Source organism: Floridaenema flaviceps BLCC-F50 (genome assembly GCF_041929275.2).
GTDB classification, from domain to species: Bacteria; Cyanobacteriota; Cyanobacteriia; order Cyanobacteriales; family Aerosakkonemataceae; genus Floridanema; species Floridanema flaviceps.
Map to the genome: position 1 here is coordinate 273,358 of NZ_JBHFNR020000003.1, position 21,053 is coordinate 294,410.

22 protein-coding genes are annotated in these 21,053 nt (G+C 41.1%); 15 read left to right on the forward strand and 7 right to left on the reverse strand.

The genetic code is table 11. The annotated features are described in order from the left end of the window. Positions 1 to 103: 103 nt before the first annotated feature. The 4 genes from ACE1CI_RS30285 to ACE1CI_RS30300 form a co-directional block, all read right to left on the reverse strand. On the reverse strand, positions 104 to 772 hold the full coding sequence (locus ACE1CI_RS30285) for a response regulator (RefSeq protein WP_496615928.1): 669 nt from the start codon (positions 770 to 772) through the stop codon (positions 104 to 106). Next, positions 765 to 1,967, reverse strand: coding sequence for a ribonuclease III (gene rnc / locus ACE1CI_RS30290; RefSeq protein ID WP_413265221.1), 1,203 nt, complete (start codon positions 1,965 to 1,967; stop codon positions 765 to 767). The genes ACE1CI_RS30285 and rnc overlap by 8 nt, the downstream gene beginning before the upstream one ends. Positions 1,968 to 2,068: 101 nt before the next feature. Continuing rightward, on the reverse strand, positions 2,069 to 2,647 hold the full coding sequence (locus ACE1CI_RS30295; RefSeq protein ID WP_413265220.1) for a Uma2 family endonuclease: 579 nt from the start codon (positions 2,645 to 2,647) through the stop codon (positions 2,069 to 2,071). A gap of 32 nt (positions 2,648 to 2,679) precedes the next feature. Then, positions 2,680 to 4,107 (reverse strand): sensor histidine kinase, encoded by a 1,428-nt coding sequence (locus ACE1CI_RS30300; RefSeq protein ID WP_413265219.1) that lies wholly within the window; start codon positions 4,105 to 4,107, stop codon positions 2,680 to 2,682. Positions 4,108 to 4,229: 122 nt separating this feature from the next. Between ACE1CI_RS30300 and bchD the strand changes: the two genes are divergently transcribed. The 5 genes from bchD (at position 4,230) to ACE1CI_RS30325 (ending at position 10,158) form a co-directional block, all read left to right on the forward strand. Further along, positions 4,230 to 6,206 (forward strand): magnesium chelatase ATPase subunit D, encoded by a 1,977-nt coding sequence (gene bchD, locus ACE1CI_RS30305; protein ID WP_413265218.1) that lies wholly within the window; start codon positions 4,230 to 4,232, stop codon positions 6,204 to 6,206. A 60-nt stretch (positions 6,207 to 6,266) separates the two neighbouring features. Then, positions 6,267 to 6,767, forward strand: coding sequence for a GNAT family N-acetyltransferase (locus tag ACE1CI_RS30310; RefSeq protein WP_413265217.1), 501 nt, complete (start codon positions 6,267 to 6,269; stop codon positions 6,765 to 6,767). Then, entirely contained in the window at positions 6,742 to 7,767 is a 1,026-nt protein-coding gene (locus ACE1CI_RS30315) for a DNA cytosine methyltransferase (protein WP_413265216.1), read from the forward strand. Before ACE1CI_RS30310 ends, ACE1CI_RS30315 begins: the two co-directional genes overlap by 26 nt. A 251-nt stretch (positions 7,768 to 8,018) precedes the next feature. Further along, positions 8,019 to 9,017: a coiled-coil domain-containing protein gene (locus tag ACE1CI_RS30320; protein WP_413265215.1), complete on the forward strand. Its 999-nt coding sequence runs from the start codon at positions 8,019 to 8,021 to the stop codon at positions 9,015 to 9,017. 40 nt (positions 9,018 to 9,057) lie between these two features. After that, the gene (locus ACE1CI_RS30325) at positions 9,058 to 10,158 is read left to right on the forward strand and encodes a coiled-coil domain-containing protein (RefSeq protein ID WP_413265214.1); all 1,101 of its coding nucleotides are present in this window, start codon (positions 9,058 to 9,060) and stop codon (positions 10,156 to 10,158) included. Positions 10,159 to 10,196: 38 nt separating this feature from the next. Here the strand turns inward: ACE1CI_RS30325 and ACE1CI_RS30330 are convergent, their stop codons facing one another. Further along, entirely contained in the window at positions 10,197 to 10,982 is a 786-nt protein-coding gene (locus ACE1CI_RS30330; RefSeq protein WP_413265213.1) for an RNA polymerase sigma factor SigF, read from the reverse strand. A 333-nt stretch (positions 10,983 to 11,315) separates the two neighbouring features. On the opposite strand from ACE1CI_RS30330, the gene ACE1CI_RS30335 reads away from it, so the two are divergent. From ACE1CI_RS30335 to ACE1CI_RS30360, 6 genes are all read left to right on the forward strand, one after another. Further along, positions 11,316 to 12,044, forward strand: a complete 729-nt coding sequence (locus ACE1CI_RS30335) for a Bax inhibitor-1/YccA family protein (protein ID WP_413265212.1) — start codon at positions 11,316 to 11,318, stop codon at positions 12,042 to 12,044. A 154-nt stretch (positions 12,045 to 12,198) separates the two neighbouring features. Further along, a protein-coding gene (prfB, locus tag ACE1CI_RS30340) for a peptide chain release factor 2 (RefSeq protein ID WP_413265211.1) occupies positions 12,199 to 13,324 on the forward strand; the annotation gives its coding sequence in 2 pieces (ribosomal slippage) (positions 12,199 to 12,273 and positions 12,275 to 13,324; 1,125 coding nt in all). 394 nt (positions 13,325 to 13,718) lie between these two features. Next, on the forward strand, positions 13,719 to 13,934 hold the full coding sequence (locus ACE1CI_RS30345) for a DUF3285 domain-containing protein (RefSeq protein ID WP_413265210.1): 216 nt from the start codon (positions 13,719 to 13,721) through the stop codon (positions 13,932 to 13,934). Positions 13,935 to 13,979: 45 nt separating this feature from the next. Next, positions 13,980 to 14,471 carry an rRNA maturation RNase YbeY gene (gene ybeY, locus ACE1CI_RS30350; RefSeq protein WP_413265209.1) on the forward strand — a complete coding sequence of 164 codons (492 nt, stop codon included), beginning with the start codon at positions 13,980 to 13,982 and terminating at the stop codon, positions 14,469 to 14,471. A 234-nt stretch (positions 14,472 to 14,705) separates the two neighbouring features. Further along, positions 14,706 to 15,176 carry a diacylglycerol kinase gene (locus tag ACE1CI_RS30355; RefSeq protein WP_459564077.1) on the forward strand — a complete coding sequence of 157 codons (471 nt, stop codon included), beginning with the start codon at positions 14,706 to 14,708 and terminating at the stop codon, positions 15,174 to 15,176. Positions 15,177 to 15,298: 122 nt separating this feature from the next. Beyond that, the gene (locus tag ACE1CI_RS30360; RefSeq protein ID WP_413265208.1) at positions 15,299 to 15,886 is read left to right on the forward strand and encodes an anthranilate synthase component II; all 588 of its coding nucleotides are present in this window, start codon (positions 15,299 to 15,301) and stop codon (positions 15,884 to 15,886) included. 16 nt (positions 15,887 to 15,902) lie between these two features. On the opposite strand, the gene ACE1CI_RS30365 is transcribed toward ACE1CI_RS30360, so the two are convergent. Then, positions 15,903 to 16,067 (reverse strand): hypothetical protein, encoded by a 165-nt coding sequence (locus tag ACE1CI_RS30365; RefSeq protein WP_413265207.1) that lies wholly within the window; start codon positions 16,065 to 16,067, stop codon positions 15,903 to 15,905. A 22-nt stretch (positions 16,068 to 16,089) separates the two neighbouring features. On the opposite strand from ACE1CI_RS30365, the gene ACE1CI_RS30370 reads away from it, so the two are divergent. Both ACE1CI_RS30370 and ACE1CI_RS30375 read left to right on the forward strand, forming a co-directional pair. Then, a complete protein-coding gene (locus ACE1CI_RS30370; protein WP_413265206.1) occupies positions 16,090 to 16,827 on the forward strand; it encodes an SDR family oxidoreductase in 738 nt (245 codons plus the stop codon). Positions 16,828 to 16,921: 94 nt separating this feature from the next. Further along, the gene (locus ACE1CI_RS30375) at positions 16,922 to 17,737 is read left to right on the forward strand and encodes an MBL fold metallo-hydrolase (RefSeq protein WP_413265205.1); all 816 of its coding nucleotides are present in this window, start codon (positions 16,922 to 16,924) and stop codon (positions 17,735 to 17,737) included. Between the two features lie 74 nt (positions 17,738 to 17,811). Here the strand turns inward: ACE1CI_RS30375 and ACE1CI_RS30380 are convergent, their stop codons facing one another. After that, positions 17,812 to 18,984, reverse strand: a complete 1,173-nt coding sequence (locus tag ACE1CI_RS30380) for an acyltransferase family protein (protein ID WP_413265204.1) — start codon at positions 18,982 to 18,984, stop codon at positions 17,812 to 17,814. Between the two features lie 138 nt (positions 18,985 to 19,122). On the opposite strand from ACE1CI_RS30380, the gene ACE1CI_RS30385 reads away from it, so the two are divergent. Both ACE1CI_RS30385 and ACE1CI_RS30390 read left to right on the forward strand, forming a co-directional pair. After that, a complete protein-coding gene (locus ACE1CI_RS30385; protein WP_413265203.1) occupies positions 19,123 to 20,412 on the forward strand; it encodes an aminopeptidase P N-terminal domain-containing protein in 1,290 nt (429 codons plus the stop codon). Between the two features lie 14 nt (positions 20,413 to 20,426). Next, a complete protein-coding gene (locus ACE1CI_RS30390; protein ID WP_459564076.1) occupies positions 20,427 to 20,981 on the forward strand; it encodes a DUF421 domain-containing protein in 555 nt (184 codons plus the stop codon). Positions 20,982 to 21,053 lie beyond the last annotated feature (72 nt).

Here is a 21,053-nt window from a genome sequence, read left to right on the forward strand (position 1 = left end):
ACTTTGTAGGGTGCGTCAGAAAAGCCAAAATTTCCTTATATTTAAAGATTATAGCTCTGAAACACCTCAATATCGTGTAAATTGCTTAAATTCTGCGAAAAATTCAAGTAGAGAAGCGATACCCCATTCCCCGAACCGTTTCAATTTTGTCACTGCCTAATTTTTTGCGAAGATAACCGACATAAACATCGACAATATTAGAATTTGGGTCATAATCGTAACCCCAAACGCGACTTAACAGTTGTTCTCGAGTTAAAACTTGTCCGGGATGACGTAAGAAAGTTTCTGCCAAGATAAATTCACGGGCGGATAATTCGACGTGGCGATCGTCTACAGTTACTTTTCGGGAACGCAAATCTAACAAAATATCCCCAACTTGTAATATTAAATCATCTTTTTTGGCAAAAGTGGTGCGATCGCGCAACCTAACGCGCACTCTCGCCAACAACTCCTCAAACCGGAAAGGTTTAGTCACATAATCATCCGCGCCACCTTCTAACCCCGCCACCTTATCAACCACATCATCACGCGCCGTCAGAATAATTACCGGAAGAGTTTCACCCCTTCCCCGCAACTCTTCTAAAACTTCTAAACCATCTTTCCCTGGTAAACCCAAATCCAGAATTAACAAATCAAAATCTTTACTATCAGCCATTCTAGCTGCGGCTTGTCCATCATCTACTATTACAGTAGTAAAGCCATTAGCCTTTAAACCTTTCTCCAAAAAAGACGCAATTCGCGGTTCGTCTTCAGCGATGAGAATTCTATTCATAATTTTCAGCAAACCCCAATTTTTCCAGCGCCGCCTCCGCCGCACGTTTCTCAGCATCTTTTTTGCTGCGACCCGTACCTTTGCCATAAACTTTGCCATTCACATACACTTGAACAGTAAACTCTTTAGCGTGTGCTGGCCCATCTTCTCTAATTGTGGAATATTTGGGGATAATTGGGCCAACGTTTAACTGTACCCACTGCTGAAATCGATTTTTAGGGTCTACGAGATGAGACGAGTTTGTGTCACATTGAAAAGTAACTAGTTCTTGAACAGCGTCAGTAAACAATGGTTCCAAAAAAGCCCGAACTGCTTCAATCCCGGAATCAAGGAAATATCCACCAACAATCGCTTCAAAAGTGTTACTTAATAACAAATAATTTGTATATCCTCTATCTGCAATAGCACCCCTGCCTAAGCGCATCCATTTACCTAAATCCAAAATTTGGGCAAATTTTGCTAACTGTTCCTCATCTACTAACTTGGAACGCAGACGGGTGAGATCACCTTCATTAATTTCTGAATCAAGATTATAAAGAAAATCACTACATAAAAAATTTAGTACAGCATCCCCCAGAAATTCCAGTCGTTCGTTGTCATCCCTTACTTGTTTAGGGTTTTCGTAAAGATATGAACGGTGGGTAAGAGCAAGATTTAAGAGACAGGCATCCTGGAACGGTAGTTTTTGGAGAAGTTCTGCTAACTTTTCTCTAACCCTGGTTTCTTCAATAGAAAAACGCCTGGTTTCTTGACGAGTTTGTTCTTGAGATAGAATTTTCAAAACTTCTTGTTTCTGTTTTTCTACACTATCTATCTGGGGTGCAGAAACAGCTTTGAGGAGTCGGGTAATACTGTCAAGGGCGCGATAAGTATCATCTGTAGAAAAGCGAGTTTGATGTGCCCATTTGTTACGGACTTCGATCAGTTCTCCCACCAAAGAACGTTCAGCATGACCGAGCTTTTTTTTGAAGACGCTTTCCCACTGCTTTGACATAATCATTAACACCGCAGAAACATCTTCACGTAGAATATCTCCTATGTCACGCTTTGAGGTTTGATGCTCTGGTAAATTGGATACTGCAACTTTTACCCAATCATTATGAACTGTCCGCATTTGACGTTCAACATAAGGATACAATCCCTGACATAAAAGATTGAGAGCTTTGCCAATTCTTTCGTGATTGCTGATAGCCATTGCTATAAACTGAAATTTTACTTAAGGCTATTATGTCATTCTCATAGGCTAAGTTTCCTCAGTAGAATTAACGATAAGTTCAAAGCTGAAGTTGGCTACTTCTACTTTGGCGGAAACACCCTACTTAAATCCAAAGATAAATCAGGAAAACAAGGTAATGCGATCGCTCCATTTGGTAAAACAATTCGCCTGATTTTATATCCAAAATTTCCTTGACTATTCTGAAAAGGTTCGCTATGAGCTTCTAATTGATTATCGAATAAATTAAAAATCCAATAATCGGGAATACCCACCTCAGCATATAGAGGTAATTTGACATCTCGATCGTAATTTAAAGTAGAGTCGGAAATTTCAATAATCAGCAACACATCGCTTGGTTCAGGGTGAGCAGATAAATATTCGTCTGTAGTGTTTTTTACGATCGCAAAATCTGGTTCTGGTTCGCTGCTGTTTAGTAGTAAGATGGGAGATTGACAACGAAGAGTTGCTGCATCTCCTAACAGTCTAACTAATTCTCGAAGCAATTTTGAAATACAAGTTTCGTGAGCCGTACCCTTTGCTGCCATTTCAATAATTTCTCCTCTGATTAACTCAATGCGATCGTCCTCATGAAAAAAGCCAATTTCTGTGAGTTTGTGGTATTCTTCTAAAGTGAAGCGTTTAGCCTGAGTCATCTTCATAAATTTTTCCCTCATTTAGCAAATTACTATTATTATTTGAGATTAGAACTAAATTGAATCGGTAAAATCAACATGAAAATTGCACCTTTACCCAACTCACTTTGTAATTCTACTCTTCCTTCATGAGCCTCCACAATTGCCTTAACAATTGCCAAACCTAAACCGTAACCTTCCGATCGTCTGCGACTATTCGCCACCCTAGCAAACCTTTCAAAAATTCGCTTTTGTTCTGCTGGAGGAATACCTTCCCCAGTATCGCGTACCCAGAAATAAACTTCGTTATTTTTAACCGCAGAACCTAAAATAATTGCATCTTCTCGCTTAGTATGTTGGACAGCATTTTGAGCTAAATTCATCATCGCTTGAGTTAGTCGTTGGCGATCGGCTATAATTCGACACAAAGCTTGAGATTCGATTTGCCAATGGCGATCGCCCAAAGCTTTCGCCTTCGCAAACAACTCCTCAGTAAACACCTCAACATCAACAGTTTCTAAATTTAAAAAATCTGGTCTTTCCGCCTTTGCCAATAACAACAAATCATTCACTAACCGACTCATTCTGTCCAATTCATCAGTGACGATCGCTAAAGTTTCCTTTTGTTCTTCAGGATCGTCCCCTAATAATTCTAAATGACCGCGAATAATTGTAATTGGTGTTCTTAATTCATGACCTGCATCATTAATAAAATTGCGTTGACTAGTAAAAGCTGCCTCCAATCTATCCAACATCGCATTAAAAGTAATAGTCAATTCAGCAATATCATCCTCACCTTGCACCGCTATTCTTTCCCCGACATTAGAACCACTAATTGAATGTGCAGTTGCAGTTAATAACCGCAAAGGTCTTAATACCCTTCCCCCTACCGCCCAAATTACCACAGAAGCAACAACCAACACCATTAATGTTACCAACACCATCACAACTGTAACTTCATTTAGCTTTCGCAACTCGCTCTCTGTAGAGTGTATGACAACAAAAACTCCTGGCTTTTGACCATCAATATTAACGGGTTGAACAAAATATCTAATATTATCTTTAGGAGTAAATTTTTCACCTTTTTCTGGTTTTGTTAATCTAGACCAACGTTTGAGTAATTTCTTATCCCGTATCAGTGCATCCGGTAAAGCTGTAGGACTAGCTTTGTAAAATTTACCGTCAATAAAAGTTACCAAAAATTCACCATCTACAGGAATATTCCGGGAGAGGAAATCATCAAATAAACTATCGACTTCACAACAACCAAATTCGCGGTATCCTTCTAATAATTGCCGGAACTCTGTGACCTCTTGCACCAAAATTTGTTTGCTGCGTTCTTCTAACCTGACTGAAAGCACCTGACGCACAGCAAAAACAGTAATAGTTGTAGAGCAAGTCATAAGCACTACGTACCACATAATGATTCGGGTACGGAGTCCGTAGAAAAATCGCCGCCATCCCGCAAAATTTTGAGTGTTAGTCACGACTGGATCAAGGGAAATTTATTTGTTGCCACCAAAGTAACCCCCCAACCCCACTAATTACAAGGGAATAAGTTCTCATTTGCTGCTATGCTAAAAGATCTGGATGTGCAAACTCGGAAAAAATGCCTGCGTCAACTCTGCCCCAAATTACCGCTTTTCCCTTAACTGCTGTTGTCGGACAAGAAGCAATCAAGTTAGCATTGCTGTTGGCAGCGATCGATCCGACATTGGGAGGTGTGGCGATCGCAGGTCGCAGAGGAACCGCAAAATCAGTAATGGCGCGTGCGCTGCACTCACTTTTACCGCCAATTGAAGTCGTTAAAGGTTCCTTTTGTAACGAAGCACCCTCAGCAATTGAGTCTCAAGAAACTCAAATCATCCCTGCGCCTTTCGTGCAAATTCCCTTGGGAACTACCGAAGACAGATTACTCGGTTCCGTAGATGTGGAAAAATCTGTGAAGCAAGGAGATACCGTCTTTCAACCAGGGTTACTCGCCTCCGCACACCGAGGAGTTCTCTACGTCGATGAAATTAACCTCCTCGATGACCAAATTTCCAACCAACTTTTAACAGTATTATCCGAAGGACGCAACATCATAGAACGGGAAGGAATTAGCTTCGATCATCCTTGCCAACCTTTATTCATTGCCACTTATAATCCAGAAGAAGGGCCATTGCGCGAACATTTGCTCGATCGCATCGCCATCACTCTATCAGCTGATGGGGTTTTAGGGTTGGACGATCGCGTACAAGCAGTCGAACAAGCATTAGAATTCTCTCGTTCCCCCCAACAATTCCTCTCCCAATACACCGAAGACATCGACAACCTGAAAACCCAAATCATCCTAGCGCGAGAATGGCTTAAAGAAGTTACCATCTCCAAAGAGCAAATCACCTATTTAGTAGAAGAAGCAATTCGCGCCGGAGTTCAAGGACATCGCGCCGAACTCTTCGCCGTCAGAGTCGCCAAAGCAGCAGCAGCATTCGACGGACGAAACGCCGTCAACGCCGAAGACTTACGCCGCGCCGTAGAATTAGTAATTGTTCCCCGCGCCACAGTCGTTCAAACACCCCCAGAACAACAACCACCTCCACCACCTCCACCACCACCCCCACCAGAAGATCAATCTGAAGAAGAACAGGAAGAAGACGAAGAGGAAAAAGAAGAACCCGAAGAACCTCAAGAACAGGAAATGAACGTTCCTGAAGAATTCGTTTTCGATCCTGAAGGGACAATACTCGATCCCAGCGTGCTTTACTTTGCACAAATGGCGCAACGTCGCGGAAAGTCAGGAACTCGCAGCAAAATCTTTTCTGACGACAGAGGTCGTTACGTTAAACCCATGTTACCCAAAGGTCGCGTGCGCCGCATTGCAGTAGATGCGACTTTACGTTCAGCTGCACCTTATCAAAAAGCAAGGCGCGAACGTCAACCTGACAGAAAAGTAATTGTTGAACAAGGAGACATTCGTTCTAAACGCTTAGTCCGCAAAGCTGGATCTTTGGTAGTTTTTGTAGTAGATGCCTCTGGTTCAATGGCATTAAATAGAATGCAATCAGCAAAAGGCGCGGTAATGTCGCTACTGACCGAAGCTTACCAAAACCGCGACCAAGTGGCGTTAATTCCTTTTCGAGGAGAACACGCCGACGTGCTGTTACCGCCGACTCGTTCCATTGCTTTAGCAAAGCGGCGCTTGGAACTTTTGCCTTGTGGCGGTGGTTCACCCTTAGCGCATGGTTTAACTCAAGCGGTAAGAGTGGGAATAAATGCCCAGATGTCGGGAGATATTGGTCAGGTTGTTATTGTAGCGATAACAGACGGTCGTGGCAATATCCCTTTGGCACGATCTTTAGGTGAACCAATTCCTGAAGGCGAAAAACCGGATATTAAAGCGGAATTGTTGGAAATTGCGGCGAGAATTCGCGGTTTGGGAATTCAGCTTTTGGTAATTGATACGGAAAACAAGTTTATTTCTACTGGTTTTGCTAAGGAGTTGGCAAAGAATGCTGGTGGAAAGTATTATCATTTACCGAAAGCGACGGATCAAGCAATTGCTGGGGTGGCGAAAAGTGCGATCGCAGACCTAAAATCTCGTTAGCTTTGCTATCCGTAGGGTGCGTTAGTGTTAACGTAACGCACCATTATCCCAATTAAATTGATGGATGAAATGAGCTTTGCTTTACCAACCGGATGTATTCTCCGCCCAGCTAGCGCCAGCGATATCTGGGAGATTCGGAAGTTAGTTTTTAGTGCGAAGTTAGATCCAACGCAGTTACGTTGGCAACAGTTTTCGGTGATTGAGTGCGATCGTAAAATCGTCGCTTGTGGGCAGTTGCGTTCTTTTCCTGGGGCGCAAGAATTAGGTAGTTTAGTAGTTTTACCTGCTTGGCAAAATCGTGGTTTAGGAAGTTATTTAGTCAAACATTTAATAGCACAATCAACTCAACCTCTTTATTTGGAATGTGCTAGTAGATTGGAAGGGTTTTATATAAGGTTTGGTTTTGTTTCTATTTCTTGGCGAGAAGTTCCCTCACCTCTGAAATGGAAGTTTGGTTTTACTCAATTTGCTACGAAACTAGTTCCTAAGATATCTGTGAAAGTTATGCACTATCGTGGAGTTGAAACGCCGACAGATGAAAAACAAACTCCCCTATCTTGATTTTATTGAACAAGAACTGAGACTTTCTGCAAATCAGCAAAATCAACCTTTAGTCATAGATTTATTTGCCGGATGTGGAGGAATGGCGCTTGGTTTTGAAGCGGCAGGTTTTCAAACAGTTGGTTATGAAATTTTAGAAGATGCTGGCGCGACTTATCAGCTAAATTTACATAATTCATGTCATCAGATTAATCTTACACCATCATCTGATTTAATTGAAGGAGCAGAAGTAATCATTGGTGGGCCACCATGTCAACCTTTTAGTGTCGGTGGAAATCAACTAGGATTAAAAGATAGTCGTGATGGTTTCCCAACTTTCATTTCTGCGGTAAAACGTTACCGTCCAAAACTTGCTTTATTTGAAAATGTTCGGGGAATGCTTTTTCGCAATCAGGCATATTTTCAAGAGATTGTTTATGCTTTAGAATCACTCGGTTATTTAGTTGAATGGCAACTTTTAAATTCTGTCCATTATGGTGTACCACAAAAAAGAGAACGTCTTTTTTGTGTGATACATCAAGGTGGTTGGGAATGGCCTAAAAAAACTCATCTTAACTCACCCTATACTGCTGGAGATGCTTTGGGAGAATTGGCATTGTCTGTGCCAAATAACTCAAAATTTCTCACTCCTAGCATGGATGAATATATTAAAAAATATGAGTTAGCATCCAAATGTATTAGACCAAGAGATCTACATTTAGACGCACCTTCTAGAACTGTTACTTGCCGAAATTTAGGCGGTGCAACTGGCGATATGTTGAGGATAAAATTACTCGATGGGCGCAGAAGAAGATTGACAGTTCGTGAAGGTGCGCGGTTGCAAAGTTTTCCTGATTGGTTTCAATTTCAAGGGTCTGAAAATAGTCAGTTTAACCAAATTGGTAATGCTGTTCCTCCAATTTTAGCAAAAGCTTTAGCTCTTTCCGTAAAAGCTTATTTAGATAACTATTTAGCAAAATTATTACCAGAAATTTCTCGACCTACTCAATATATTTTTTAGGTAGGTTGTCGCGCTTTAGCGCTGAAGCGCAACAACGTACCAGTGCCGTATGTGACATTTTTTTTACATACCGCTGACAAAGTAGGACAAATGTACTATAATAGATTCCAGATTCGATCGAGCTAGACAATTCTCTGGAAAAAAGCTCATCCCCTGTTCAGCATTTGTGTTCCCAATCAAATAAAAATGGGCATTCTAACTAAAAGCAGTGCCTAGCCTTAGCTTGTTAACCTAAAATCAGGAGAACCAGCATGAATAATGTTGCCGTAAAAGACAGCAAAACCAAAATTTTAGAAGCATTTCAACGCCTCCTTGCAGAAAAGCAAAAGATTGATTCCAAAGTAGCTACCAAAGAAGAGGAAGCGGAGAAGGAAAAGAGCAAAAGAACTCTGGAAATCGCTTCTACATATACAGTTGATAGCATTGTCAAAGGTTTAGCAGACTTACAATTAGAATTTGGCAGCATTATTATCGGACTTTCCAGCAAATTAACCGCCGAAACTACCAAACTCGACGAACTTAAAAAGGCGATCGAAATTGAAAATCAGCATTTACAAGAACTTCAGCAAGTGCGAGTTGTAGCTGATGCGCTGCACATTTTAAACCAAGAACATCAAGAAAAACTGAGAACGATCGAAGAAAATGCCACCAATCAGCGAGAAAGCTTAGATAAAGAACTTGCCGAAACTCGCAAAGTTTGGCAGAAAGAACAAGAAGAATTTACTGCAACAATCACAGAACAAACTGAATTGTTAACCGCAGAACGGCAACGTCAAGAAGCAGATTATCAATATGAATTAGAAAGAAATCGCAAAATTAAGACCGATGAATATGAAGAGTTTCGTCGCAATTTAGAGCGAGAATTACAACAATCTAACCTAGAAAAAGAGAAAGATTGGACAGAACGGGAAAGAATTTTAACTGCCAATCAAACCTTATTTGAAGAATACCGGAAAAAAGTCGAAGCTTTTCCCGCCGAAATGGATGAAGCGACTAAGAAAGCTTATGGCGAAGGTATTTCAGAAGTTAACCAAGAAGCGAAAGTCAAATCCGATTTATTTGAGAAAGAATGGGAAGCTACCAAACAATCTTACGAATTAAAAATCCAAGCTTTAGAACAAAAGATTCAACGCCAAACCGAACAAATTACTGAGCTTACCAATCAACTACAAAATGCCTTGAGACAAGCTCAAGACTTGGCAATGAGAGCTTTTGAAAGTTCTTCTGCTAAAACCAACAAAGCTCAATAAACTAGACTCTTCACATTCACAAATCTTTTGGAGTTGAATAATGGCAGTAAGAAAACCTAACGAGAAAAATACCAAAGCGGAAATTCTGATAGCTTTTAATCAATTGTTGGATGAGAAAAAAGCGATCGAATCCCAACTGACACAATTAGCGAAAGAGCGAAAGTCATCAGAGGAAAAACAGGTAATTGCAGTTAAGTCAGCGGAAGAAAAAACAACTATGAATTCAACATTAAACGGTGCCGGAAAACAAAAAATTCAGCAAACAATTGATAGTCTCGCTAATCTGCAATTATCCTTTGGTGGTGCTGTTAGCGATCTATCGGAAAAACTTACCTTAGAAGCTGCTAAATTACAAGAAATTCAGCAGTTAGTAACTACAGAAATTCAAGAACTGCAAGAATTACACAGTTTAGAAGAAATTAATGACGATACTCTCGACGGATTAATAACTCAATATCAACAAAGTGCTAAAGAATTTGCGGAGGAATTTAGTCAACGACGAGAAACTTTAGAACAAGAAATCCTGGAAGCGAAAAAAGCTTGGACAAAAGAACAAGAACAGCATCAGCGAAATATTAAAGAACGCAACGAGACACAAACAAAAACTAAGCTTCGGGATGCGACTGAGTACAAATACGAATTAGAATTGCAGCGCAAGTTAAATATTGACGAATACGAACAAGCGCAGAAAGCTTTGTATAGACAATTAGAAGATTTACAGCAAACTCAAGAAAAACAATGGGCGGAACGAGAAAAAACCATTTCCGAACGGGAAAAACAATTTGAAGAATACAAAATTAAAGTAGAAGCATTCCCTAAAGAATTGGAAGCTGCTGTGAAAAAATCTAAAGAAAACGGCAGAGGGTTGGGACTTTATCAAACTAAGGTGAAAGCAGATTTACGCGCTAAAGAAGTGGAAGGGGAAAGACGAGTTTATGAGTTACGGATTCAATCCTTAGAAGAAACAATTCAAAACCAAGAAACCCGGATTAATAATTTGGCGAAACAGCTTGATTCGGCGTTGAAACAAGTGCAAGATTTGGCAGTGAAAGCGATCGAAGGTTCTTCTAACATTTCTTCATTCCAAGCTGTTAAAGAAATTGCCTTAGAACAAGCTAAAACCAAAACTAACAATAAGTAAAATTTTCTCAACTTAAGGTGGGGTAACACCCACCTGATTTAGCTTGCTAAACCAGCAGTTTGAGGATGTAACATAGAAACTAATTGATCTAGTCCTTTTTGTAAATGTCTGCTTACTGTCATAGGGCTAACGCCAATAGTTTTAGCTGCTTCTTTGCGGGGTAACTCGCGGAGAAATACGCACTCAATAGCGGCTCTAGTTTTTTCTTCTAATTGACTCATTGCACCTTGTAATTGCTGACGATCTTCTTCCAAATATTGTAAATTTTGGTAGTGAGCATCAGCTAAAGTATCTCCTAAACTAATAGGAACATCTACTTGATTACCAACGGTAGCATCTAAACTCAAAGGCTGACGATTTTGGGCAGCTAATTTGCTTTGTTGCCATTCTTGTAGAGGAACATCAAGTGCTTTGGCGATTTCTGCATCACTTGCCGATCGCCCAAACTTAGTTGTATATTCCTTTTGAAACTTTTCTCCGTCACTATACAATTCTTGCCAGCGACGAGGCACTTTTACCACACTACTTTTATCACGTAAAAAGTGGAGCATTTCCCCGCGAATATAAGGAATAGCAAAAGAGCTAAAAGCACAACCTTGATTGGGATTAAAACGTTCGATCGCCCGAATTAAACCGAGATAGCCAATCTGTACTAAATCTTCATAAGGTTCAGCACATTGATGTCTAAATCTATGGGCTACCTTACGCACTAATCCAGCATGAATTTGTACTAATTTATTTCTTTTGCTAACTGAGGGATTATTGTAGTAGGAAATTAAAAGTTCGATTCCATAAGAACTAAGATCGATTTGAGTTGCTGTCATAATAATCCTCTGCGGAAAACCCTTTGTTTAAGTACAGTTCTTAGGCAAGATCTCGTAGGGCAAGAATTTGAGTATTAACCCTATCTGAATTTATTGTCTTCAGTTCCGTTAAGATTAACCATCGTTCTTCCACTGAATTCTGTGCAAAGTTGATCCCAAGATTCCGCAGAAATACGTATGCGTTAGCGCTAAAGACGCGCTAAAATGCAATTTATTTTTCTTCAAAGCTAAACCACCCGCGATGCCCCTCCTAGTTGATTAAGGAAAATCTGGGTAAAAATGGAATTAAGTGGTACTTATGGCTGACTAATCAAGAAACATAAAACTTGCCCTATGAGCAGTACTAGCAACTTCCGCGAAGCAATTCGCCAATCTAAAAGCCAAGCGCTTGTTGGCCCTAATGTGATCGCTAACGCCCTCCCTTATGTCGGCGCTGGTTTGGTTTTAACCGCATTAGGCACTTATGGCGGTTTGGGAGTGATCAAAACCTCCCCAAACTTATTCTTCCCAACTTTCATCGGCGCAGTTATCCTGGAGCTAATTCTTTTTTTTGTAGCCCAGAGCGTTGCTGAAAAAGGCAACAATAGTGTGGCGCTGCCCCTGCTGGCTCTCTACAGCCTGCTAACTGGCTACACTCTGAGTGGCTTAGTTTTTGTGGCACTAAGAACCCCAAATGTCGGCATTCAAGGCATTGGTATTGCTGCCCTTGGTTGTGGCGTTACCTTTATTGCCGCCCGTCAAATTGGTTCTAATTTATCCGATCCTGACGGGATGGCTTTGGCGAAAACTGTCAGACTAGGCATCATTGCCTTAGTTGTAGTTTGCCTTGCCCAATTCCTGTTTGCCATGTTTGGTGTGTTCACACCCTCTTGGCTAGAAATCGCTATTTCCGGTATCGGTGTATTTCTGTTTGTCGGTTGTGCTGTAGTAGACTTCTACGTTCTACCTCGCAGCTATCGCGACGATCAGTATTTACCCGCTGCACTGTCAATGTACCTAACCTACATTAACCTGTTCATTTTCATCCTGCGGTTAATTATCGCTATCAATGGGCGCGACTAATTAAGCAGGGGTGCAGGGGTGCAGGGGTGCAGGGGAGTTTTTCCCTAACCCCCAACCCCTAACCCCTAACCCCTCCCCAGTCCCCAGTCCCCTTTCTGCCTTGGAGCCTTTTTACAGTTAAGATAAAAAATAGTCGATCGCCACGCACAAAACCATGCTCGAACTAGTAGACATTAAACGCGAAATCGAAAGCTTATCTCATCGCCTGGGTAAAACCCAGGACTATCTTTGACATACCTGCTCTGACTGCTAAAATTCAAGACTTAGAGCAGATAGCGTCTCAACCAGAATTTTGGAACGATCAAGACTCGGCTCAACAAACTCTGCAAGAATTGAATGATTTAAAATCGCACTTACAGCAGTTTTATGGCTGGAAGAGTAGCTTGGAAGATACTAGAGCGATCGTAGAATTGCTAGAGTTAGAAGCCGACACTGCATTATTAGCCGAAGCCCAAACCAACCTAAGTAACCTTAACCGAGAACTAGAACGCTGGGAATTACAACAGTTATTATCCGGCCCTTATGATGATCAAGGCGCAGTTTTGACAATAAATGCAGGTGCCGGAGGTACAGACGCGCAAGACTGGGCAGAAATGTTGCTGCGGATGTACACCCGTTGGGCAGAAACTCAAGGTTACAAAGTGCATTTAGCAGAAATTTCTCAAGGAGATGAAGCAGGAATCAAATCTGCCACCTTAGAAATCGAAGGGCGTTACGCTTATGGTTACTTAAAAGCCGAAAAAGGCACTCATCGCCTAGTCAGAATTTCGCCCTTTAATGCTAACGGTAAAAGACAAACCAGCTTTGCTGGAGTGGAAGTCATGCCAATTCTAGATCACTCCGTAGAATTGGATATCCCAGAAAAAGACCTAGAAATCACTACCTCTCGTTCAGGCGGAAAAGGTGGGCAAAACGTCAACAAAGTAGAAACAGCGGTACAAATTAAGCACATTCCCACTGGTATTGCTGTCCGCTGTACCGAAGAACGCTCTCAGTTACAAAACAAAGAAAAAGCCTTAGCTAGACTCAAAGCAAAACTACTAGTAATAGCCCAAGAACAACGCGCCAAAGAAATCGCCGAAATTCGCGGAGATATGGTAGAAGCTGCTTGGGGCAACCAAATCCGTAATTACGTTTTCCATCCCTATCAAATGGTAAAGGATGTCCGTACCAATGTGGAAACTACTGCAATTACGGATGTCATGAACGGCGAACTCGATCCATTTATTCAAGCTTACCTACGCCAAGAAAATCAATTGGTGGAAAACAACTCTGCTTAGGCAGAGGGGCAGAGGCGCAGAGGGGCAGAGGGGCAGAAGGTAAAAAATTCTCAAGAGTCCCCTTGTCCCCTTGTCCCCTTGTCCCCTTGTCCCCTTGTCACCTTGTCCCCTTGTCACCTTGTCACCTTGTCCCCTTGTCACCTTGTCACCTTGTCCCCTTGTCACCTTGTCCCCTTGTCACCTTGTCACCTTGTCACCTTGTCACCTTGTCCCCTTGTCACCTTGTCCCCTTGTCACCTTGTCCCCTTGTCACCTTGTCCCAAGAGCCTCCGTATTCATTGTCCTAAATAAATTTTGAGGATCGGTAATCCTATGCTGTGAATAGAGTAATCAAACTTGTTACATTTAAAAGGAAAAATGGTAGCTGGTATATTCTCAAGAATTAAAAATCGTTATGAGTAACCCAACTTCACCCACCCAACCACCGGAAGTTTCCCCCAGTGAAACTACTATGCCACCCGCAGGAACTACTGGTGAACCACAGCCAAGTTATGTAAAACTGGCAATGCGTAATATGGTACGTAAGCGGGGTACTTCTCTGAAACACTTTTTTCTGACGACTATTAGCTTGTTAGGGGTGCTGATAGGTCTTTCTTATCTAACTCGTTGATAAATAGAAAAATTTGGTTGGGAATTCGGAATTGGAGGATTTGGCGTGGAAGTAGAACTGAATGTACAGGATTATTTTTCGGAGTCATCCCTAACCACTGGGGTTGATGAGGAAACCTGGCAGAACTGGTTCTACGCTTGGCTAGAAACTTTGCAACCCAACAATTTTGCAGCAAAAAGCTATGAACTTAGCCTCCGCCTCACTGACGATGCGGAAATTCACTCACTTAACGCTCAGTATCGTCAGCAAGATAAGCCAACAGATGTTTTAGCATTTGCGGCTTTAGAAGTTGATATTCCTCAGCCAGATGAAATGCTAGAGTCTTTGCCGCTCTACCTGGGTGATATTGTAATTTCTGTTGATACTGCTCAACGGCAGGCAATACAACAAGGTCACTCTTTGCAAACAGAGTTAGCTTGGTTAGCTGCTCATGGCTTACTTCATCTTTTAGGATGGGATCATCCTGATGATGAGAGTTTGAGGCGGATGCTACATCAACAGACTAGCTTGTTGGAATCTATTGGCCTTGCTATTTAGACAAAATAAGTATTTCTTATGTCTGTGCAGGCAGTAGAACGGGTTGATTTTAATTTATTCTTTTCTCTGTGTGTGCTAGACATGAAACTGAATCAACAGCTGATGCCCTCAAAAAATTCTAAGTCCTCAAATCGCCATATCGTAGCTACTACTTCCACTTCTGTGTCTGGTGACGCTTCGCCATCTAATTCCGTTTCTGTGTCTGGTGACGCTTCGCCATCTAATTCCGTTTCTGTGTCTGGTGAGGTTTCGCCGTCAAAGAATAATCAAACGGAACAGGTAGGACAGCCAAAGCGTGACCTGGCTTGGCAGGTTGCCTCTAATTTACTGGTAAGTTTTAAGTATGCTTGGGCGGGACTGAGATACGGTTTTGGTACCCAGCGTAATTTTCGCATTCATGTGGCGATCGGAATTCTGGCAATTTCACTAGGCATCTTTCTCCATCTGAGTCCAGTGGAAATGTCTCTGATTGGAATTACGATCGGATTAGTTCTGGCAATGGAGTTAATCAACACCGCAATTGAATCAGTAGTTGACTTAACTGTGAAGCAAACTTACCATGAACTAGCTAAGATTGCTAAAGATTGTGCAGCGGGTGCTGTGCTAGTTTCCGCTCTGGCAGCTATTTTAGTGGCAGGTTCGTTGTTGTTGCCGCCTCTGTTTGCGCTGGTGGTGCAATCAAATCTGTTTTCGATTTTTAATTAACTGTTTTAGGTAGGAAAATCTAAAATTGTCTCTGTTTTCTCGATCTCTAGCTTTAGCGATCGGGTCAATCTAAAATTGGAAGTCGGAAATGGAAAATTGCTTGGCTAAAGGAGTATAAAAATTTGATTCTAGTAATTGATAATTACGATAGCTTTACTTACAATCTGGTGCAGTATTTGGGAGAGTTAGCTTCTGAGTTCCCTGTAGCTGCTGATATTCAGGTTTACCGCAATGACCAAATTACTTTAGAGCAAATTCGCGAACTCAAACCAGATGGAGTGGTAATTTCTCCAGGACCCGGAAGACCTGAAGATGCGGGAATTTCTCCAGATTTGATTCGAGATTTGGGTACAACTTTACCAATTCTCGGCGTTTGTTTGGGACATCAGGCAATGGGTCTGGTGTTCGGTGGTAAAATCGTTTCTGCGCCTGAGTTAATGCACGGTAAGACTTCTCCGGTTTATCACAAGGGCGTGGGAGTTTTTCAAGATGTGGAAACTCCGATGACTGCTACTCGTTATCACAGTTTAGTTATTGAGAAAGAAACTTGCCCGGAAGTTTTGGAAATTACTGCTTGGGTAGAAGATGGCACAATTATGGGTGTACGCCATCGTGATTATCCTCATATTCAAGGAGTTCAGTTTCACCCAGAAAGCATTCTCACCAATTCGGGAAAGCAACTGTTGCGGAATTTCCTAAAGTCTCTTTAGCGACAGAGCAAGGCTATTACTTCATTTGTCGATCGTTTCTCATTGCTTCAGGACTTACGCAAAGCCTAATTCTGTAGGGTGCGTTAATGCTAATGTAACGCACCATTCCACCATATTTAGCCTTAGTGCGTAAGTCCTGTGCTTGTTTGTTTGACCAAATTGTTTCACAATCTAAAACCATTTAGAACAGAGGAAAGGGCACAATGCAAGTTCAAGGCGCGATCGCATTAGTAACAGGTGCAAATGGCGGGATTGGGCAGTACTACATTCAAGGCTTACAGGCTGCTGGGGCTACTCGCATTTATGCAGGCGCACGTAATCCTGATAGCTTGAAGGAAATTGCTGCCACAGACCCCGATCGCATTATTCCAATTTCACTGGATATCACTGATGAAGTTTCGGTGAAAGCGGCGGCTCAGGCATATTCAGATGTCAATCTTCTCATTAACAATGCCGGAGTTGGATTTAATCAGCGATTGGTGGCAGATGTGAATTTTGACAAAATGCGATCGGAGATTGAGGTAAATTACTTTGGTACTTTGCGGATGTGTCTAGCTTTTGCTCCAGTTCTGAAAGCCAACGGAGGAGGAGCGATCGTCAATATGCTAACCATTCTGGCAAAAGTCAATTTTCCACTCAACGCCTCTTACTGTGCCTCTAAAGCAGCGGCTCTATTGGCAACGCAGGGCATTCGAGCCGAGCTTGCCTCACAAAAAACCCTGGTGGTTGGAGTGATGCCTGGAACAGTTGACACGGGCATGAGTAAACATTTCCCGCCCCCAAAAGTAGCTCCTGAAGAAGTGGTGCGGGTCGCACTTCAAGCAGTTGTAGATGAAGTTGAGGATGTTTATCCAGGGGAGCAGGCACAGCAGATGCAGGAACAATTATTGCGTGACCCGAAAGCTTTGGAAAAGTCGATCGCAAGTACTTTATCAAGTTAAACCTGTGTTAATCTGACAGCTTATTTCTGCCACCCTGCACTAGATTGTCCGATGTCCCTTAAAATCACTATGGTTGTGTAAAAAATAGGGAATCATGAAACGGCGAAAGTTGCTACGTTATACGGGGGCGAGTTTGCTTACAGCTTTTGGTACTGCTATTGCTTCGGGATGGCAAGCAACGCAAGCCCAAACGGGTAATTCGCTGTCAATTAGATGGCTGGGGCACACTTGTTTTTTGTTTACTGGTAGTAATCAGCGTGTATTAGTGAATCCTTTTCGCCCAATTGGTTGTACTGCTGGTTATCGTTTGCCAAATGTACAGGCAGATTTGGTTTTAATTAGTAGTCAATTGTTTGATGAAGGTGCGGTCGAAGGATTACCAGGTAATCCTAAAATACTTTATGAACCGGGAGTTTATCAGTTTAACGGTATTCAGTATCAAGGTATTCGTACTTATCATGATACGTTAGGTGGACGCAGGTTTGGGACGAATGTAGCTTGGCGTTGGACTCAAGGTGGTCTGAATATTTTGCATTTAGGAGGGGCGGCAGCACCAATTGAAATTGAGCAAAAAATTCTCATGGGAAAACCAGATTTGTTGCTGGTTCCTGTAGGTGGTGGCGCGAAAGCTTATAATCCAAATCAAGCAATGGATGCGATTAAATCTTTGAATCCAAGGTTGGTAATTCCTACTCATTACCGGACTCAGGCTGCTGATGCTAATAGTTGCGATATTGTGGGTGTGGAGGAGTTTTTGAAGTTGACGGATGGTAGTGGTATGCCTATCCGCAATATTAATAGCGATTCTGTAACTATTAGTGCTGCTGATTTGCCTCCTAATGGTTCTACTGTTAAGATTTTGAGTTATCAGTTTAATTCTGTTCCTATTGAGCCTAGAAGGAGTAGTTAAGCGATTTACGAATTAATCCAATTTTTGAGTTTGTAGTAAAAAAACGACTAAAGTCGTTACTACAAACTTAGTATTTATCGTTTGAGTTTGATTGCTGGTAGTTCGATTAGGTAATAGGTTGCTATGGCTAGTAATGTTGATAAGGTTAGGGTTTCTATGAATCTTAGGAAGAAAGCTTGTAGAGGATTGTTTGAGGTAAATAAAATCCGTGTTAGTTTCGTAACTATTGGGTAATGCCAAATGTAAATGCCGTAAGAGAAGTTGCCTATGTAACCCAAGATTATGAAGGGCAATTCCCAATAGGATTTTTGCGGAAAGTGATAAGATTTTGGGTAACGATCGCATTCTATTAAGTAAAGGAATGTTGATGTTAATATTGCGGTTATCGTGGGAGCAATAAATAATAATTGGAATTGATTGTAATATCTATAATAAGCTGTGAAGAGATAAAGAAGTAAAATTAATAAAAATGCTAATTTTGGTTGGGATATGAATCGCATTTTGGGCTGATTGACTGGTTGTTTAGATTTTTGATTGATAATTAGGGAATTGACTAAAAATCCACAAAGGAAAGAGTCTAAGTTGGTAATTAGGGGGATGTAAATATAGCTGACAAAACTGTTAATTTGTTGTTGGGTTATGGAAGTTTGAGTGGTGATAAATGTCCAGATTAATACTCGCAGACAAAAGGAAAGGAGGATGAAACTGAAAAATGCGGTGATTATTTGGTTGAGGTTGGTTAGGCGATCGCGCAAGAAAATATAAATAAACGGAATTACTAAATAAAACTGTACTTCTGTTGATATGTACCAAAATGCTCCATGAAAATCTACAGGTAAGTTATAATCGTAAGTAAAAGTTAAAATTCTGAATAAATATTGTCTGTTTTCTGATTGCCAAATTTGGGGATAAAAAATTAAACCTAAAATTATTACAGAAAGGTAGTACAGGGGAAGAATTCTGAGGGCACGGTTGCGCCAAAATTTAATTAATCCACTTAATTGGGTGGTGTAACGTTGATTATAAAACGCTTTTCCGATTAAATAACCTGAAAGACAAAAGAAAATTCTGACTGCTACACCTCCAGCGCTAAATATTAACCAAGTTAAATCATAATTATGATAGTAAATTGTGGATTTAGGTGGGATAGAATGTGCCATAACCACCATTAAACAGGCAAAACCTCGCAGTGCAAGTAAAGGATCTACGAGTAATCTTGGTTTGATTTGCCAAGCAAAAAGTACCATTGTTGTTTGGTCTAAATAAATACAGAGTTTGGTTGATGAAAGTCAGGGAAAATCTGGAAAGGCTAAATGTATTTAAAGTTTCTCTGGTTAATTAGCTAAAGTTAGAATATCATAGTAGTTTTTAGATAGTCAGCACTTATGCAAACAGAGTACCAAAAGCGTCGGGAAGAGTTAATGGCGAAAATTGGCAATGGTACAGCTATTTTTCGCAGTGCGCCTGTGGCAGTGATGCACAATGATGTAGAGTATGCTTACCGACAGGATAGCGATTTTTATTATTTGACGGGGTTTAATGAGGCGGATGCGGTAGCAGTTTTAGCACCTCATCATGCGGAACATCGGTTTATTTTGTTTGTGCAACCAAAAGATAAAGAAAAGGAAGTTTGGACGGGATATCGGGTAGGTGTGGATGCGGCGAAGGAAAAGTATGGTGCTGATGAAGCTTATCCTATTACTGAATTAGATGAGAAGTTACCACAATATTTAGAAAAAGCTGACAAAATTTATTATCATTTGGGACGCGATCGCAAATTTAATGAAACTATCCTTTCCCTTTGGCAAAGGTTAATTGCTACTTATTCTAAACGGGGTACAGGTCCGATCGCAATTGAAGATTCTAATTTTATACTTCATCCGATGCGCTTGATTAAAAGTGAGGCGGAATTAGAATTGATGAGAAAGGCGATCGCAATTTCTGTAGAAGCACATAATCACGCTAGAGAATTCGCTAAACCAGGACGTTACGAATACGAAATTCAAGCAGAAATGGAACATATTTTTCGCTTGCGCGGTGGCATGGGCCCAGCTTATCCTTCGATCGTCGCTTCGGGTGCGAATGCTTGCATTTTACATTATATTGAGAACGATCGGCAATTACAAGAAAATGATTTGCTGTTAATTGATGCAGGTTGTTGCTATCAATATTATAACGGCGATATTACCCGCACATTTCCGGTAAATGGCAAATTTACACCCGAACAAAAGATAATATACGATTTAGTTTTGACTGCACAGTTAGCTGCGATCGACCAAGTAAAACCGGGAAATCCTTGGAACTTAGGACATGATACCGCCGTGCGAATTTTGACCGAAGGTTTAGTTGAGTTGGGATTGTTAACAGGTGACATCGAAGAAATAATTAAAGAGGAAAAATACAAGGCATTTTATATGCACAAAACAGGACATTGGTTAGGTTTAGATGTGCATGATGCAGGCATTTATAAACATGGTGAAGAGACTTGGCAAACTTTACAACCGGGACAAATTTTAACTGTAGAACCAGGAATTTATATTTCACCTGATTACCAACCAGCAGAAGGACAACCTGAGATAGATGACAAATGGCGCGGTATTGGAGTTCGTATAGAAGATGATGTGTTAGTCACCGAGTCAGGAAATGAAATTTTGACTGCTGGTGTACCCAAATAAAACCACTTTCTATGATGGATTTACTGTTTAAGATTGATTGGTATAAGGTATTCGTTCCCAGTACCTCAATTGCCGAACTTTTTGTGCGTGGAACGCTAGTTTATTTGATGTTATTTGCGATTCTGCGCTTTCTTCCTAACCGTCAAATTGGTACGGTGGGAATTTCCGATTTGCTAGTAGTAGTGTTGTTTGCTGAAGCGGCCCAAAATGCAATGGCAAGCAATTATACGGCGATTTCTGATGGTGTAATTTTAGTAAGTACAATTATTTTCTGGAGTTACACATTAAATTGGTTAGGTTTCAAATTTCGACCGTTTCAACGTTTTTTAAATCCTCCGCCAACACCATTGGTAGTTAATGGCAGAATGATGCGGCAAAATTTGGAACAACAATTAATTAGTCAAGATGAATTAATGAGTATGCTGCGGAAACATGGAGTGCAAAAAATGAGTGAAGTAAAATTAGCATTTATGGAATCGGATGGCAACATTAGTGTAATTACTAACGTACCAAAATCTACTATTCCTAAAGTATCAAATGATGAATCTGAAGCTTATGCGACAGAATAAATAACTAGATGTGCCAGAATTTTGAGCGATCGGGCTTTTTCGGTTGCTACTGAAGCAGGGTAAGTTGAGTAA

Bases quoted from the DNA above. Each gene is read 5' to 3' on its own strand.
- ACE1CI_RS30285 (WP_496615928.1), bottom strand. From the start codon at position 772: ATGAATAGAATTCTCATCGCTGAAGACGAACCGCGAATTGCGTCTTTT.
- rnc (WP_413265221.1), bottom strand. From the start codon at position 1,967: ATGGCTATCAGCAATCACGAAAGAATTGGCAAAGCTCTCAATCTTTTA.
- ACE1CI_RS30295 (WP_413265220.1), bottom strand. From the start codon at position 2,647: ATGAAGATGACTCAGGCTAAACGCTTCACTTTAGAAGAATACCACAAA.
- bchD (WP_413265218.1), top strand. From the start codon at position 4,230: ATGCCTGCGTCAACTCTGCCCCAAATTACCGCTTTTCCCTTAACTGCT.
- ACE1CI_RS30310 (WP_413265217.1), top strand. From the start codon at position 6,267: ATGGATGAAATGAGCTTTGCTTTACCAACCGGATGTATTCTCCGCCCA.
- ACE1CI_RS30315 (WP_413265216.1), top strand. From the start codon at position 6,742: ATGAAAAACAAACTCCCCTATCTTGATTTTATTGAACAAGAACTGAGA.
- ACE1CI_RS30320 (WP_413265215.1), top strand. From the start codon at position 8,019: ATGAATAATGTTGCCGTAAAAGACAGCAAAACCAAAATTTTAGAAGCA.
- ACE1CI_RS30325 (WP_413265214.1), top strand. From the start codon at position 9,058: ATGGCAGTAAGAAAACCTAACGAGAAAAATACCAAAGCGGAAATTCTG.
- ACE1CI_RS30330 (WP_413265213.1), bottom strand. From the start codon at position 10,982: ATGACAGCAACTCAAATCGATCTTAGTTCTTATGGAATCGAACTTTTA.
- ACE1CI_RS30335 (WP_413265212.1), top strand. From the start codon at position 11,316: ATGAGCAGTACTAGCAACTTCCGCGAAGCAATTCGCCAATCTAAAAGC.
- ACE1CI_RS30345 (WP_413265210.1), top strand. From the start codon at position 13,719: ATGAGTAACCCAACTTCACCCACCCAACCACCGGAAGTTTCCCCCAGT.
- ACE1CI_RS30365 (WP_413265207.1), bottom strand. From the start codon at position 16,067: ATGGTTTTAGATTGTGAAACAATTTGGTCAAACAAACAAGCACAGGAC.
- ACE1CI_RS30370 (WP_413265206.1), top strand. From the start codon at position 16,090: ATGCAAGTTCAAGGCGCGATCGCATTAGTAACAGGTGCAAATGGCGGG.
- ACE1CI_RS30375 (WP_413265205.1), top strand. From the start codon at position 16,922: ATGAAACGGCGAAAGTTGCTACGTTATACGGGGGCGAGTTTGCTTACA.
- ACE1CI_RS30380 (WP_413265204.1), bottom strand. From the start codon at position 18,984: ATGGTACTTTTTGCTTGGCAAATCAAACCAAGATTACTCGTAGATCCT.
- ACE1CI_RS30385 (WP_413265203.1), top strand. From the start codon at position 19,123: ATGCAAACAGAGTACCAAAAGCGTCGGGAAGAGTTAATGGCGAAAATT.
- ACE1CI_RS30390 (WP_459564076.1), top strand. From the start codon at position 20,427: ATGGATTTACTGTTTAAGATTGATTGGTATAAGGTATTCGTTCCCAGT.